The 14972-nt window shown below is 42.5% G+C and carries 16 protein-coding genes; all 16 read left to right on the top strand.

What is annotated here, in order from left to right:
- The first annotated feature begins 8 nt into the window (after window positions 1-8).
- From KHZ77_RS02575 to KHZ77_RS02500, 16 genes are read left to right on the top strand one after another with little or no spacing between them, the layout of a single operon-like run.
- Window positions 9-1004: a phosphate acyltransferase gene (locus KHZ77_RS02575; RefSeq protein ID WP_295195430.1), complete on the top strand. Its 996-nt coding sequence runs from the start codon at window positions 9-11 to the stop codon at window positions 1002-1004.
- A gap of 24 nt (window positions 1005-1028) precedes the next feature.
- Window positions 1029-1328, top strand: a complete 300-nt coding sequence (locus KHZ77_RS02570; protein ID WP_295195428.1) for a BMC domain-containing protein — start codon at window positions 1029-1031, stop codon at window positions 1326-1328.
- Between the two features lie 9 nt (window positions 1329-1337).
- Window positions 1338-1625 carry a BMC domain-containing protein gene (locus tag KHZ77_RS02565; protein WP_295195426.1) on the top strand — a complete coding sequence of 96 codons (288 nt, stop codon included), beginning with the start codon at window positions 1338-1340 and terminating at the stop codon, window positions 1623-1625.
- A 34-nt stretch (window positions 1626-1659) separates the two neighbouring features.
- Window positions 1660-3261, top strand: coding sequence for an aldehyde dehydrogenase family protein (locus KHZ77_RS02560; protein WP_295195424.1), 1602 nt, complete (start codon window positions 1660-1662; stop codon window positions 3259-3261).
- 57 nt (window positions 3262-3318) lie between these two features.
- Window positions 3319-5865 (top strand): choline trimethylamine-lyase, encoded by a 2547-nt coding sequence (gene cutC / locus KHZ77_RS02555; protein ID WP_295195422.1) that lies wholly within the window; start codon window positions 3319-3321, stop codon window positions 5863-5865.
- A gap of 41 nt (window positions 5866-5906) precedes the next feature.
- On the top strand, window positions 5907-6926 hold the full coding sequence (locus KHZ77_RS02550) for a DMT family transporter (RefSeq protein WP_295195420.1): 1020 nt from the start codon (window positions 5907-5909) through the stop codon (window positions 6924-6926).
- A 14-nt stretch (window positions 6927-6940) separates the two neighbouring features.
- Window positions 6941-7225 carry a hypothetical protein gene (locus KHZ77_RS02545; protein ID WP_295195418.1) on the top strand — a complete coding sequence of 95 codons (285 nt, stop codon included), beginning with the start codon at window positions 6941-6943 and terminating at the stop codon, window positions 7223-7225.
- 35 nt (window positions 7226-7260) lie between these two features.
- Window positions 7261-8214 carry a choline TMA-lyase-activating enzyme gene (gene cutD / locus KHZ77_RS02540; RefSeq protein ID WP_295195416.1) on the top strand — a complete coding sequence of 318 codons (954 nt, stop codon included), beginning with the start codon at window positions 7261-7263 and terminating at the stop codon, window positions 8212-8214.
- Between the two features lie 23 nt (window positions 8215-8237).
- On the top strand, window positions 8238-10274 hold the full coding sequence (locus tag KHZ77_RS02535) for a DUF4037 domain-containing protein (RefSeq protein WP_295195414.1): 2037 nt from the start codon (window positions 8238-8240) through the stop codon (window positions 10272-10274).
- Window positions 10275-10305: 31 nt separating this feature from the next.
- On the top strand, window positions 10306-10863 hold the full coding sequence (locus tag KHZ77_RS02530) for a DUF4125 family protein (protein ID WP_295195413.1): 558 nt from the start codon (window positions 10306-10308) through the stop codon (window positions 10861-10863).
- 11 nt (window positions 10864-10874) lie between these two features.
- Window positions 10875-11225: a BMC domain-containing protein gene (locus tag KHZ77_RS02525; RefSeq protein ID WP_295195411.1), complete on the top strand. Its 351-nt coding sequence runs from the start codon at window positions 10875-10877 to the stop codon at window positions 11223-11225.
- A gap of 2 nt (window positions 11226-11227) precedes the next feature.
- On the top strand, window positions 11228-11677 hold the full coding sequence (locus tag KHZ77_RS02520) for a EutP/PduV family microcompartment system protein (RefSeq protein WP_295195409.1): 450 nt from the start codon (window positions 11228-11230) through the stop codon (window positions 11675-11677).
- Between the two features lie 17 nt (window positions 11678-11694).
- Window positions 11695-12351, top strand: a complete 657-nt coding sequence (locus KHZ77_RS02515) for a hypothetical protein (RefSeq protein WP_295195407.1) — start codon at window positions 11695-11697, stop codon at window positions 12349-12351.
- A complete protein-coding gene (locus tag KHZ77_RS02510; RefSeq protein ID WP_295195405.1) occupies window positions 12332-12652 on the top strand; it encodes a BMC domain-containing protein in 321 nt (106 codons plus the stop codon). The genes KHZ77_RS02515 and KHZ77_RS02510 overlap by 20 nt, the downstream gene beginning before the upstream one ends.
- 13 nt (window positions 12653-12665) lie before the next feature.
- Window positions 12666-13373 (top strand): cupin domain-containing protein, encoded by a 708-nt coding sequence (locus KHZ77_RS02505; RefSeq protein ID WP_295195401.1) that lies wholly within the window; start codon window positions 12666-12668, stop codon window positions 13371-13373.
- 29 nt (window positions 13374-13402) lie between these two features.
- Window positions 13403-14899, top strand: a complete 1497-nt coding sequence (locus KHZ77_RS02500) for an acetaldehyde dehydrogenase (acetylating) (RefSeq protein WP_295195398.1) — start codon at window positions 13403-13405, stop codon at window positions 14897-14899.
- The last annotated feature ends 73 nt before the right edge of the window (window positions 14900-14972 follow it).

The following is a 14972-nucleotide window of genomic DNA, read 5'->3' as shown; positions in this document are numbered from 1 at the left end:
TGAATATAATGGAGCAAATCAAGGCCGAAGCAAAGCCGTGGCGCAAAAATATTGCAATGCTTATTGATGCTGATGCACGTATGCTTCAAGGAGCAGTACAAATTATGCAAGCCGGATTTGCTACGGTTACCTTGTTAGGTAAGAAGAGTAGTATTAAAGAGTTGGCTTCTGAACATCACATCAACTTAGGCCTTATGCCTATAGTTGATGTGACTACAGATTATCGTCTGCGCACAATGGTGAATCACTTATTAAGCGATAAAAAATGTGGCGGAGTCGATAACTTTGAACGGGCTATGCATTTGTTAACATCAAATCCAGCCGTGTTCGCAATGATGTTCGTAGAAGCCGGCTATGCCGACGGATTAATTTTAGGGAATACCTGCACGTGTGCAAGTATCGCCGAATTGGCAGGACACATTGTAGGCTTTAAAAAAGGCCATACAAGAATTTCCTCCACGACGATTATGCATACGAACACACCGGAGTATGGCAAACAAGGAACTTTATTCTTCAGTGACTGTGAGGTTGTTAAAAATCCTACTTCTGAAGAGTTAGCTCAAATAGCTATCGGCACCGCTGATTTGGCGGAAAAGGTATTTGGAATTGGAGTACCACGGGTCTCCTTACTGTCTTTCTCCAGTAAAGGCAGTGCATCAGATCCGCTTGTAGACAAAGTGGTAGCGGCCTGTGAAGTAGTTAAAAACTCGCATGTGGCTCACAAAATTGACGGTGAATTACAATTGGATGCATCCATTGTACCGTCAGTAGCAAAAAGTAAGGCACCACAATCTGACGTAGCAGGGAAAGCAAATGTATTGATTTTCCCAGATCTAAATGCAGCCAATATCGGATGCAACCTGGTGAAATTGTTCGGACGTGCCGAAGCATTCGGACCGTTGCTCATTGGAGCAGCTAAGCCGGTGCAGCGTGTACCGGATGAGTATTCCGTAGATGATCTTGTAAATTTAGCAGCGTTTACCGCTGTTGAAAGTACATTATAGTATGTATTTGCAGGAGGAACAATTATGAAATACCAGGGTGATGCTCTTGGTTTAGTGGAAACTCGCGGAATGGTTCCGGCAATCGCCGCAGCCGATGTTATGTGTAAAGCCGCTGATGTAGAGTTGATTTCCTATGAAAACGTAGGTTCCGGTTTAGTAACAGTGCTTGTGTGCGGTGATGTAGCAGCTGTAACAACAGCTGTAGAAGCAGGCGCCAAAGCGGCAGCCGCTTGTGGCGAAATGACTGCTAAAAACGTAATGCCGAGACCAATCGGTAAGATTAAACATATTGTAGACGCACATGAACTGGATGCGGAAGAGTAGGAGGTAACTATGCAGCACAATGCATTAGGTTTTATCGAAACATTTGGCCTCGTATCGGTTCTGGAAGCTGCCGACGCGATGTGTAAAGCCGCAGATGTGGAATTGATCGGTTACGAAAACGTAGCCTCCGGTCTTATCTCCGTAATTATCAGCGGTGACGTAGGCGCGGTACAATCCGCCGTAGAAGCGGGCGTAGCGCGAGCTCAGGAAGTGGGCGATGTGTACTGTCATCTAGTACTGCCTAACCCGCATCCTGATATTGTAAAAATTGCGAGAAAATATTCTTTTACACTGTAGAACTCGGTGAATAAAAGGGGAAGGGAGGTGCGCTGTGATACGGATTGATACAGATTTGATGTCTACACAGGAAGCGCGTATTCTAATTGAAAACGCTCGTGAAGGACAGAAAATCTTCAGTACTTATACACAAGAACGAATTGACAAAATTGTGGAAGGCATGGCAAAAGATATTGCATCACATGCGGAAGAACTTGCAGAATTAGCTGTTGAAGAAACAGGATTTGGTATAGTTCATGACAAATGCGTAAAGAATCGTTTCGCGTCTGAGTTCTTATATTCATATATCAAAGACATGAAAACTGTCGGTATCATTAATGAAGACCATGAAGCGAAAACCATGGATATTGGTGTTCCGGTAGGCGTTATTGTGGCCCTACTGCCATCGACAAATCCAACATCGACTGCTATTTGTACGACTTTAATTGCTATTAAGTCGGGCAATGCGATCGTATTCTCGCCACATCCTAAAGCAAAACGTTCAATTATGCGCACACTTGATATTTTAATCGAATCAGCTAAGCGTAATGGTGCGCCGGAAGATATTATTTCGTACTTAACAGTATTATCTCCAGAAGGCTCCAAGGCGCTTATGTCGCACAAAGATACATCACTTATTATTTCCAATACCGCTAGACAAATGGCGGATGTAGCTCACTTTGCAGGGAAACCTACAATTAACGGTGGTCCGAGCAATGGTCCGGCCTTTATCGAACACACAGCGGATGTGAAAAAGGCAGTTTGTGAAATAGTAAGTAGTAAAACATTTGACAATGGCTTGCTTTGCTCCTCGGAACAATCGATTGTAGCCGAAGAATGTATTGCAGACCAGGTTAAACAGGAATTACTTAAACATAAAGCATACTTTATGACGCAGGCAGAATCGGACATGCTTTGTCCGCTGTTCTATACGGTAGATGGACGCCACAATCCGGATATTGTAGGACGCTCTGCGTATGAGATTGCTAAAAAAGCAGGATTTACAGTACCTGAGGATACTACCGTATTAATCTCCGAACAACAGTATGTATCTGCTACGAACCCATATTGCAGAGAAAAATTATGTCCTGTATTGGCGTTCTTCGTAGAAAAGAACTGGATGTTTGCCTGTGAAAAATGTATTGAATTGCTCATTACCGAAGGTAAGGGCCATACATTGGTAATTCACTCGCAGGATGAAGCGGTTATCAGAGAATTCGCATTGAAGAAACCGGTATCGCGTATGCTTGTTAATACTTCCGGTGCTTTAGGGGGCATTGGTTTAACAACTCACTTACCGCCTGCTCTAATTTTGAGTACAGGTAGTGTTGGTGGCGGTTTCACATCGGACAATATTTCTCCGATGAACTTAATCAACATCAGAAAAGTTGGTTATGGTGTACGGCACATAGATGAAGCATTAGCTCATCCTGGCGTTTGTCATACTGTTCCGGCTCAGGGCACAGTGACACACGACGATGTACCGGCTCATGCGACAGGTTTTAATGGTATGGAAACGGTAAAAGCTGCATCGACAGGCGTATCCAATCCATCGAATCCGGCTAAACGTTGTAAGATGGGACATTCGCTCCTCGAAGGCGAAGATTTCGATCTTGAAAACGCATTAAACGTATTATTAAAAAATTTACAATCCTAACGATTAGTAAGGTTTGTTAGGGATTCATATATTGAATTGGCAAAGGAGGATTTATTCATGAACATTCAGGAATTTACTGATAAATTTTCTGAGGCAACGAAGAATCTATCTAAAGAAGAGTCTATTGCATTACTAAAATTATTCCAAAATTTGTCACAAGATATTAAAAGCAATGGTGCCGGCGGTAGCTACAAAGACTACAAAGCACCTGCATTTGATGGGGAAATTAACGAGTTGACACCTCGTATGAAACGCCTTCGTGAAGCGTATTTAAAAGTTAAACCAAGTGTTAGTATTCATCGTGCATTAGCTTTCACTGAAGTGACTAAAGCTCATGCAGGTCTTCCTAAGAAGGTTCTTCGTGCTAAATGTTTCCGTCGCGCTTGTGAAACAGCACCATTATTGATTCAGCCAGATGAACTTATTGTAGGGCATCCAGGCGGTAAACCTCGTGCAGGTTCCGTATCTCCTGATATCGCATGGCGCTGGGTTCGCGATGAATTGGATACAATGGCAACTCGCCCTCAAGATCCATTCATTATCAGTGAAGAAGATAAACGCATTCTTCGTGAACAAGTATTCCCATTCTGGGAAAACCGCAGCTTGGACGAAATTTGTGAAGAACAATATCGTGAAGCAGGTGTATGGAGCATCTCCGGTGAAAGCGGTGTAAGTGATTTGTCTTACCACCAAATCAACGGCGGTGGCGATACTTGCCCTGGCTATGACGTAGTATTGGTTAAAAAAGGTATCAACGGCGTGAAGAAAGAAGCTGAAGAACATTTAGCAAAACTTTCCATGGAACGTCCTGAAGATATTGAAAAAATCTACTTCTACAAAGCATGTATCGAAACGTGTGAAGGCGTTTTAACTTATGCACGTCGTTTATCCGACTACGCTCGTGAGTTAGCAATGACTGAATCCGATGCACAACGCAAACAAGAATTGATGAAAATTTCTGAAATTCTTACTCGTGTACCAGCTAACCCACCTGAAACTTTCCATGAAGCGTTACAATCCATCTGGACTGTAGAATCCTTGTTCATGGTAGAAGAAAACCAAACAGGTATTTCCTTAGGTCGTCTTGACCAATATATTTACCCAATGTTCAAAGCTGATATGGATGCAGGTCGTATGAACAAATTGGAAGCATTTGAATTATTGAGCTGCTTCATTATCAAATGTTCCGAATTTATGTGGCTTTCCTCCGAAGGTGGCTCTACTTACTTCGCAGGTTACCAACCATTCATCAACTGTACAATCGGCGGTCAGTTACGTAAGGGCGGCGACGCTACTAATGATTTAACATACTTAATCATGGATGCTGTTCGTTTGACTCGTATGTACCAACCATCCTTGGCTGCACGTATTCATAACCGTTCACCACAAAAATACATGCAGAAAATCGTAGAAGTAGTTAAAGCAGGCCTTGGTTTCCCTGCTTGTCACTTCGATGATTGCCATATTAAGATGATGCTTGCTAAAGGCTTCAGCTTAGAAGATTCCCGCGACTATTGTTTAATGGGTTGCGTTGAACCTCAAAAATCCGGCCGTATCTACCAGTGGACATCCACTTCTTATACACAATGGCCAATCGCTATCGAATTCGTATTGAACCGCGGCGTTATGCAGCTTAACCAACGCAAAGAAGGCGTTGACACAGGCGATATTGAAGCATTCAAGACTTATGAAGAATTCGAAGCAGCTGTTAAAAAACAAATTGCTCATATCATTCGCTTATCCGCAATTGGTACTGTAGTAAGTCAGCGTGTACATCGCGATGTAGCTCCAAAACCATTGATGTCCATTATGGTTGAAGGTTGTATGGACTCCGGTAAAGACGTTATGGAAGGCGGCGCATTGGTTAACAGTGGCCCTGGTATCGTATTCTCCGGCCTTGCTACATATGCTGACTCCATGGCAGCTATTAAAAAATTAGTATTCGATGATCATAAATACACATTAACTCAACTCCGCGATGCTCTTAATGCTAACTTTGAAGGCTATCAGAACATCCATACAGACTGTGTAAATGCTCCTAAATATGGTAATGACAATCCATACGCTGACGAAATCTGCCGCGATATCGTTAACTGGACTGAAGATGAATGCCAGAAATACGACATGTTATATGCTAAATTCAGTCATGGTACATTATCTATCTCCAACAATACGCCAATCGGTGCATTAACTGCTGCATCTGCTAACGGCCGTAAAGCTTGGACTCCATTGTCTGACGGCATCAGCCCAACACAAGGGGATGACAAATTAGGACCTACAGCTATTATCAAGTCTGTAAGTAAGATGGGTAACGAAGATATGACTATCGGTATGGTTCATAACTTCAAATTATTAAAAGGTATTCTTGAAACTCCGGAAGGCGAAAACGGCCTGATTACATTGCTTCGCACAGCCTCGATTTTAGGGAACGGGGAAATGCAGTTCAGCTATGTAGATAACGAAGTATTGAAAAAAGCCCAGGTTGAACCTGACAAATATCGTGATTTAATTATCCGCGTTGCTGGCTATAGTGCTTACTTCGTAGAACTTTGTAAGGAAGTACAGGACGAAATTATTAGCCGTACTATGTTAGATCACTTCTAAGATAGTATCGGGGATAAGGTGACACGATAGGGGTGGATTTTTTGGAACAAGCAATACAGCAACAAGCGCTGGCTCTGAAGGCCAAACAGGATTCGCAATTTAATCGCGTAGGGATACTGATTGGTATCGGTAGCGGCTTTTTATGGGGGGTAAATAACTTACTCTTCTCCTTGGGATATGGGTTTATACCTGAAGATGTTATCACGACAATGATGGGCGCAAGTGCTGCACTATATGCAATACCTCTTGCCTGTGCAGCTATCAACGACGTGTGTGCAGCAATCGCATTGTTAATCTTTAATGCGATTAACGGCATGGGTAAAGAAGTTTGGCGTACGTTTAAAACGAAGCCGGGCTTAATCGTATGTATAGCCGCATTATTAGGTGGTCCAATCGGACAATCTACATATTTTATGGGGTCTGCAATGGCCGGACCGGCTTATGCGCTGACAATTACAGCGCTTTACCCAATCATTGGTTGTCTGTTATCTCGTATATTCTTAAAACAACCGATTAATGCCCGTATGTGGGTCGGCATATTTATGTCTGTAATCGGGGCCATTATTGTAAGTTATGCGCCACCGGATGGAGATGCACCTAACTTCACATTAGGTCTTATCTTTGCCGGTATTGCAGCATTGTGCTGGGGCACTGAAATCGTATTGGCCGTGTTTGGTATGTCCATGGTGGATCCTAATATTGCCATTAACTTACGTGAAATTACATCCGGTGTTGTTCTGTCGATTATCGTATTGCCGATAGTAGGTGGTTGGACAGCAGTAAATGTAATTGCCGGAACGCCGATGGCAATTGGTTCATTGGCAGCAGCCGGTGCTGTAGCAGGCTTCTCTTATTTGATGTGGTATACAGCAAATAATAAAGTAGGCTGTGCTAAGGGTATGGCTATGAACTCTACATTCGTTATCTGGGGTGTATTATTAAATATCGCCTTCGGTAATATCACTGAAATTACAACTAATATGGTAGTTGGTTGTTTAGCAGTACTTATCGGGGTAACGATGGTATCTATGAATCCATTGGATTTATTTAGAAAAAAATAGGAGGCGACTGATTTATGAGTCAATTATTACCGTTGCGCTTTCGCTTACTCCACTTTTTTTCTACAGTAGAGAAAGCCAATGTTGATCAAATGATGGACGGCTTACGTGCTGAGTATGGCACAGAAAGCCAGTTTACTAGAAATAAGTTTAAAAATCACGCTTTATCCATGGTGGCTAACGGCGTTATTGATGAAGCGGAACTCGGTCTTACTAAAGACGGAGAATTGGATGTTTATTATTGTATTAATGATGAAGGTCGTAAGTTACTCAAAAGCTACTTGCCAAAATCCTTCCGTTAATATGAGGTGTTTTTAAGCACAGTAGGGAGGACGTTATGTCTGAACAGCTTTGTATAGAGCGTAAGGCACGAATCTTTAACGTCCAGAAGTACTCAATTTATGACGGCCCCGGCATTAGAACGTTGATATTCTTTAAAGGATGCCCGCTCAGATGCCGGTGGTGTGCTAATCCGGAAGGACTGGAACGTAAATATCAAGTGATGTACCAGGATAACTTATGTATTCGCTGTGGTAGCTGCGTTCCGGTTTGTCCGATGGGCATACATTCGTTGGTAAAAAATGGTGATGAAGTTGTTCACATCGTCGACCGTGAAACTAACTGCGTAGGCTGTCGTAAATGCGAAAGCGTTTGTCCAAGGAAGGCAATCCACATTGTAGGTCAGGATAAAACAATTACCGAATTGGTAGATGTGGTTCAGGAAGACTCAATGTTCTATCTTAGTTCCGGAGGCGGTGTAACGCTAGGTGGCGGGGAAGTATCCACGCAGCCGGAGGCGGCTACCGATATTCTTCGTGAATGTCAGGCATTGGGAATTCACACAGCCATTGAAACTTGTGGTTATGCGAAACTGGAAAACTTGTTAATGATGGCAAAACACATTGACTTGTTCTTGTTTGATATCAAACAAATAGATTCTGATGTGCATGCTGAATTAACCGGGGTTCGCAATGAACGTATTCTGGAAAACCTGCAAGAGATTTTGAAGCAAGGCTACAATGTGAAGGTGCGTATGCCATTAATTCGCGGACTTAACAGCCATGATGAAACAATTCGTAAGACAATGGAATTCTTAATGCCGTATAAAGATTTGCCGAACTTCAAAGGCATCGACATTCTACCATATCATAAATTGGGCGTTAATAAATATGCTCAATTGGATAAGGAATATACCATTAAAGAAGACTTGTCTTTCAAACAAGAAGAATTGGAGCACATTGAGTCAATCGTAAAAGAATATGATATGGATGTAAAAGTCGTTAAACACTAACGGCTGAAGAAAGAGGTTTTCCAATGGATAGATTAAATGAAATACTAACACAAATAGATAACCTCGGCAGACAGGGACGCGATATTGAAATGCTTCCTCTGTTTGAAGACGCCATTCATGAAACGCGGTTGCGTAATGATCGTGGACTGTTAGCACGTATTCTTAATGATTACGGCGGAGTTTTGCGAAACACAGGGCAATATGATAAAGCTCGCGTTGTGTTGGACGAAGCGAAAACAATCGTAGCGAGTACCGCAGGGGTTAAAAGCCAAGCGTATGTAACTACTTTACTGAATGCAGGAACCAATGAATTGGATTCCAAACATTTTGACGAAGCGGAGAAAGAATTTACAACCGCTTTGGATATTGCTAAACAGTTAAATATCCGAAATATAGTGTATGTGTCTTTATGTAATAATTTGGGTAACCTATATTTACAACGTAAAGACTATGATAAGGCCTATAAAAACCAAAAAGAAGCATTAAGCTTGCTACGTACACAGGAAAACAGCCGAGTTAAATTGGCCATCTCCTGTAGCAACTTTGCTGAAACTTGTCGGCTTATGGGCAAAACTGACGAATACGAGAGCCTCATGAATGAGGCAACCGAACTTTTGTCAAATGCAGTGGGCGAAAATCATCCGCTCTACGCTACTGTTGTCAATAATATAGCGACTATGCTTTATAATCAGGGCAATTATCAAAAAGCATGTAGCTTGATGGAAGAAGCGTTACCGATTATGGAACGCACCTATGGCACACATAGTAAAGGCTATCGTTTATTGACGCAAAATTTGAACATTGTTAAGGAAAAACTTGGGCAGCCAGGTCAATCTGTTAGCTCAAGCAATAACAATACTTCGAAATATGGAAATAGTGTAGAAAATGTGGGAAGTAATAATAAAACTGTCACACATACAGGCAGCAACTCGATTGATATTCACGATGTACACAGTTATGGTGCAGCGGATTCGTTGGAAGCTATGTTGGAACAGGCTAGTGCCGCTCTTATGGGCGCGCAATCAACATCATCGTATGATGATAGTCAGATGACTCAATCCAATAGTAGTTCATCGGCGGGTCAATCGCAGTATACTTCAAACAGTATGGTCCATACAGGTAGTACTGTTACCGGCACCTTGGATGAAGCCTTTTTAAGCAAAAGTTTTTGGCCCGGATCAGGACTCGAATTATCTCACAGCCTATTAAAACAGGAAGTATATCCAATTTTAAAACAGCAATTTCCTGAACTGTTAGGACGCATGGCGGCCGGACTGGTAGGGAAAGGTTCTGAATGTTTAGGCTATGATGATGAATTTTCCAAAGATCATGATTTTGAAGCGAAAGTGTTACTCTTCTTAAATACACCGGACTATTTGGCACAACATACCGAATTAGAACGGGCTTTGCAGACCGTAAGTAAGGGGCATGCTTATGTGATTCCTACACAGGACTTCTATCAGAAGTATACGAAGACTTCACAGGGGCCTAAATCATTAAGCGAATGGCGAGCCATTCCGGAAGATTTCCTGGCTACGGCTACAACGGGTGAAATTTACTTTGACAATCTCGGTGAGTTTACTCACATCAGAGAGCAATTGCTGAAATATTACCCGGAAGATTTATGGAAGAAGTATTTAGCCTTTGAGTGCATAAAGTTGGCGCAGTCAGGGCAATACAACTTTCCACGCTGCTTGAAACGAAATGAGTTAGTAGCGGCGTCGTTGGCACTTCACGAAGCTATGAATCATGCGATGGCCATAGTATTTATTTTAAATAAAACGTACATGCCGTTCTATAAATGGCGCCATAGAAAACTGCAGTCTTTGCCTATCTTAGGGGCAGAGATTGGACAGATTATCGAGTCAATGGTAAAAACCGCTACGGTTGATGAAGAAAACACCAATCGTATAGAACGAGTTTGTGAGTATATTATTGATCGACTTCACGAAGTCGGTTTAACTAAGACAAAGGAAACGTTCTTATTAGCACATGGATATGAAATCTTCGAATCCATTTCAGATCCGGTGCTGAAGCAAGACAGTCCTTGGTCAAGATAAGTGTGAATCAGAGTGTGAGGGTGGGGTAATTATGAAGGTTATTGATAAAATTGCAGCCTATGAATGGGATATGCTTTTGAAAACACGCAGTAATCAGAAGTACCTGGAATGCAAAAACAATAAATACATGTTTCTCCTCATGCGACGGAGTCAATGGAATGTGTATCCTCTAGATATTCAGGCAGCCTATTTGCGAGATATCCATACGGCACTGAAGGAAGGCCGTAACCTCATGATTGAGAAATACGGTTATATGATGGAAGATACACAGCCAGAGGCTTATGCGAGGATACAACATGAGTTACCTCCCAAAACACCTGCTAAAGTCGCATTGGTAACAGAGCTTATATCATATCATAAAATTTGGTATGAACAGGCTAAAGAACTGCTGCCTACAACGATTATGTTTGGGCGATCAGTTAGTGCCGATGGCACAAATGACACATCGATTGATACATATTTAAAAGGTGAGTTTTTTACTTATAGTGTGGACACATTGGAACGTTTATCCGAGTTTGCCAGACGTATGCGACAGGAAAGCGTAAATCTCATTGTAGAAACCTATAAGCAATATATAGAGTTAAAATAGTGAGGGCTACTATGGATGTACTAGACAACAGTAAACAGAGAATTATTCAGGAGCTGGTTCCGGGTAAACAAGTTACTATGGCTCATATTATTGCCTCACCGGATGAAGAAGTGTATCAACGTATCGGCGTAGATCCTGTAGGCGCCATCGGGGTACTGACAATCTCACCGGCTGAAGCGGCCATAATTGCCGGGGATATAGCGCGCAAAGCCGCGAATGTCCACCTGGGCTTCCTGGATCGTTTTACCGGATCGGTAGTTATAACGGGTGATGTATCAAGCGTCGAAACTTCAGTAAATGCAATCAATGATACGCTTCATAAGTTATTAGGGTTTACACCGGCAACGGTAACCAGAGCGTAAGTATGAAGTTAAAGATTATGATTATCGGACCTCGGCAGTCGGGGAAAACTACACTGGCTAACATGATTGAAGGGAAACCCAATGTACTAAAAGGGACGCCGGATATTCGCTATGGTGAATATACCATTGATATGCCAAGTGGTTACTTGGAAAGTCCTTGGATGTATGATTGTATAATCGCATCGAATCAGGATGCAAGTGTTGTGTTTTTTCTGATTGATCCGTTGCAACAAAAGCAGGAATATCCGCCATCTTTCTCGAAATCATTCTATGGGAAGATTTGTGGTATTATTACTAAATGTGATTTAGCAAGTGAAGCTCAGATTCAAAAAGCCTATGAATCTTTGCGACAAATCGGTATAACAGATGACATTATTGAATGGTCTGCTAAGACTGAAGAGGGCAAAGAACGCATATTAGCGTATAAAGAGTTTTGTAAGCTTCTATATTAGTAAATGGGAGCCAATGTATGAAATTTATTACAGAAGAAACGTTGAGAACTCAATATCGGCAATCACCGTTTGAGTCCTACCTCGTAGAAAAGGATACCCGCCTTACTCCAGGAGCCTATCAATTCCTCGTAGACCGCCGTGTCGTAGTTCACTATGAGGATGAGAAGTTCCAACGGATGCAAGGTAAAAAACAAATACAGACTACGGATGTTTCTTCCTTACAACGTCCGACAGATACGGTAGCACCTGTGTCGGTGGCACTGGAGTGGGCGCAAGCTCATCTCTTCATGACCCGAAGCATGACGGCTGCAATGTGTAATCGCACATTGAGTCAGTCGTTGGTGACGATAGGTGATCGTTTGACTGCGTTACAGGGGGCGATTAAGACACAGTCGCCGATAGGGCTGGATTTATTGGCCGGTGGAGCGGAAGGTTCAGGTGCTGATGCATTTGCGATTCAGCAATTCCCTGTGAATACACCTTGCGCTATGGCACAAGGACAGCTCAACATGTTACGGGTAGCTTGTCTTGACGTAGCGGAAAAGCTGAAAGGCTTATCTGGTGAAGACAGTGTACGGCAAGGATATATACAAGTAATTACTACTTGTGTTCATGAAGTGGAAACAGTGATTCGAGCGTTGGCGGAGGTACATGATGGACTACAGAATAATTAAAGCACCCACAGCAGGGGTCAGCTCGATTCTTCAGCGTAGAATTGATGCAACAGCGAAGCTGGATGTGAAATCATTCGAAGCAATCGGACTTATGCAAGGTAAACTTTGTGACATGGTTTTTGCCGCAGACATTGCGGAAAAGGCATCGGGAGTTACCGTAGTGGATGTACGAGGGAACTGTCCGCAAAACTTGGTAATGATTGCCGTATTTGGCGATACATCCAGTGTTGAGACAGCCATGATAAAAATAAGCGAAGAAATTGAACGACAAAAAGTACTTTTTAGAGCGACTCCAAAGTAAAAGGTGGTGAGATGTGTTGAAGAAATTGATTACAGCGTCTGATGTGGAAAGCGCATTGTCAAATAAGCAGTTTACCATTGCTGTTGATGATAATACACTAATCACACCAGCTGCCAGAGATGTAGCAAAAGAGAATGGCATTACTTTTACGGAAGATATTTCCTTGAACGCCGTGCCGGCCTGTACAAAGACTGTTGGATCAACTGCTCAGGCAGCACCAAGCGCACCGGTAGCTCCGGTTGCCGGCGGTGCACCATTAGGGGCCGTGCCTACAGGGAATCAGTTAATCGACTTATTACAATCCATTTTGGTGAATAAAATTGGAGGCACCGTCGCCTCTGATGGTTTGGTTCGGGATAAAGATGCATCGGGCCTTCAAATCGTTCGTGCTCAAGACGTGGACTTTGAAGTGTTTGATACAGGTGTACCAGGTGCCAATGTACAATATAAAGAGTTAATTGGTTATAGCGATTCTCCTAATATTAGTGCAGGCTTGCTGAAAATTGTAGGCTCCGAGTTCCCATGGACGCTTTTATATGATGAAATCGATATGGTATTGGAAGGGGAGCTTTCCATTACGATTAACGGGGTTAAGCGGACCGCAAAGGCCGGCGATGTACTCTATGTACCTAAAAACTCCGAAGTTATTTGGGGCGCAGATGAATACGCCAAGGTATTTTATGTAACATATCCGGCCAACTGGGCAGAAACGATGGCATAATTAGGTTAGGGAAAGGAGGATGTAGAACATTGGAAACTACTTTCGATAAAGATCTACAATCCATACAAGAAGCTCGTTGTTGTGCAAGACGAGCAAAAAAAGCACAAGCACAATTTGCTAATTTTTCAGACGAACAGGTGGACCGTATTTTGCAGAATATGGTTCGCGTAGCGGAAGAAAATGCTGAGCGTTTAGCTCGCATGGCGGTAGAAGAAACCGGGTTCGGTAAAGTAGTCGATAAGATTACGAAGAATAAATTAGCATCTACCATTTTATATCGCGACATTAAAGACATGAAAGTTAGCGGTATCATTAACAACGATACAGCTAAACGGGTTATTGAAATTGGTGTACCGGTAGGCTTGCTGTTCGGTATCATCCCTTCTACAAACCCTACTTCCACTGTTATCTATAAAGCTATGATTGCTTTGAAAGCACGTAATGGTATTGTATTCTCACCACATCCATCTGCTAAAAAAGCAACTTGTGAAGCAGCTCGCTTAATGGCTGAAGCAGCTGAAATGGCAGGCGCTCCAAAAGATATTATTACTTGTGTAACTATGCCATCCATGGCAGCTACTAAAGAATTACTTCATGCACCGGAAGTTAATATGATTATTGCTACCGGCGGTGAAGCTATGGTACGCTCCGCTTACAGTTCCGGTAAACCGGCTCTTGGCGTAGGCCCTGGTAATGGTCCTTGCTTCATTGAACGCACTGCTGATATTCCAAATGCAGTACGTCGTATTATTGCAAGTAAAACATTTGACTATGGTACTGTATGTGCTTCTGAACAGAGTATCGTTGTTGAAGAATGCATTAAAGACCAAGTTGAAGCTGAATTTACTCGCCAAGGCTGCTACTTCATGACTGACGAAGAAACTAAGAAAATCTGCAAGATTCTCTTCAAAAACGGCTTCGCTATGAACGCTAAATTCGTAGGTCGCCCACCTCAAGTATTGGCTGATGCGGCAGGTATTACAATTCCTGCAGGTACTAAGATCCTTATCGGTAAACAAACCGGTGTAGGCAAAGATAGCCCACTGTCTTATGAAAAATTAACTACTGTATTGGGCTACTATGTAGTACAAAACTGGCATGAAGCTTGTGAACTTTGTATCGAAATCTTGAACAACTGTGGTACAGGTCATACAATGACTCTTCATACAGCTGATCCTGAAATCGCTATGGCATTCTCCATTAAACCAGTTAACCGTATTTTAGTTAACACATCCGGTTCTCAAGGTGGTACAGGTGCTTGCACAGGCTTGTTACCTGCATTCACACTTGGTTGCGGTACTCAAGGCGGCAGTGCTACTTCCGATAACGTATCCCCACTTAACTTGATTAACATTAAACGTGTGGCTTACGGTCTTGAAGAATGTTACCCAACTGATGAAATTGCTGGTTGTGGTTGCCCAAGTGGTTCTGCAGCAAGCAGCACTAAGAGCGATACTGCAATTACTGATGAAAGCTTACGTAACGCCGTAGCTGAAGTACTTGCTTTATTACAGAAACAACAATAATACAAACAACATCACATTAGATTATTAAATCACGCAGCAGGTCTAATAATTGTGTTAATTCACTTTGTGAGTT

This window comes from Veillonella sp. (assembly GCF_018364065.1).
GTDB lineage: Bacteria > Bacillota > Negativicutes > Veillonellales > Veillonellaceae > Veillonella_A.
Note: the sequence above shows the minus strand (reverse complement) of the source record. Positions and strands in the feature narration are given on the sequence as shown.

Coding starts and splice junctions, on each gene's coding strand:
- KHZ77_RS02575 (WP_295195430.1), top strand. CDS start 9: ATGGAGCAAATCAAGGCCGAAGCAAAGCCGTGGCGCAAAAATATTGCA.
- KHZ77_RS02570 (WP_295195428.1), top strand. CDS start 1,029: ATGAAATACCAGGGTGATGCTCTTGGTTTAGTGGAAACTCGCGGAATG.
- KHZ77_RS02565 (WP_295195426.1), top strand. CDS start 1,338: ATGCAGCACAATGCATTAGGTTTTATCGAAACATTTGGCCTCGTATCG.
- cutC (WP_295195422.1), top strand. CDS start 3,319: ATGAACATTCAGGAATTTACTGATAAATTTTCTGAGGCAACGAAGAAT.
- KHZ77_RS02545 (WP_295195418.1), top strand. CDS start 6,941: ATGAGTCAATTATTACCGTTGCGCTTTCGCTTACTCCACTTTTTTTCT.
- cutD (WP_295195416.1), top strand. CDS start 7,261: ATGTCTGAACAGCTTTGTATAGAGCGTAAGGCACGAATCTTTAACGTC.
- KHZ77_RS02535 (WP_295195414.1), top strand. CDS start 8,238: ATGGATAGATTAAATGAAATACTAACACAAATAGATAACCTCGGCAGA.
- KHZ77_RS02530 (WP_295195413.1), top strand. CDS start 10,306: ATGAAGGTTATTGATAAAATTGCAGCCTATGAATGGGATATGCTTTTG.
- KHZ77_RS02525 (WP_295195411.1), top strand. CDS start 10,875: ATGGATGTACTAGACAACAGTAAACAGAGAATTATTCAGGAGCTGGTT.
- KHZ77_RS02520 (WP_295195409.1), top strand. CDS start 11,228: ATGAAGTTAAAGATTATGATTATCGGACCTCGGCAGTCGGGGAAAACT.
- KHZ77_RS02515 (WP_295195407.1), top strand. CDS start 11,695: ATGAAATTTATTACAGAAGAAACGTTGAGAACTCAATATCGGCAATCA.
- KHZ77_RS02510 (WP_295195405.1), top strand. CDS start 12,332: ATGGACTACAGAATAATTAAAGCACCCACAGCAGGGGTCAGCTCGATT.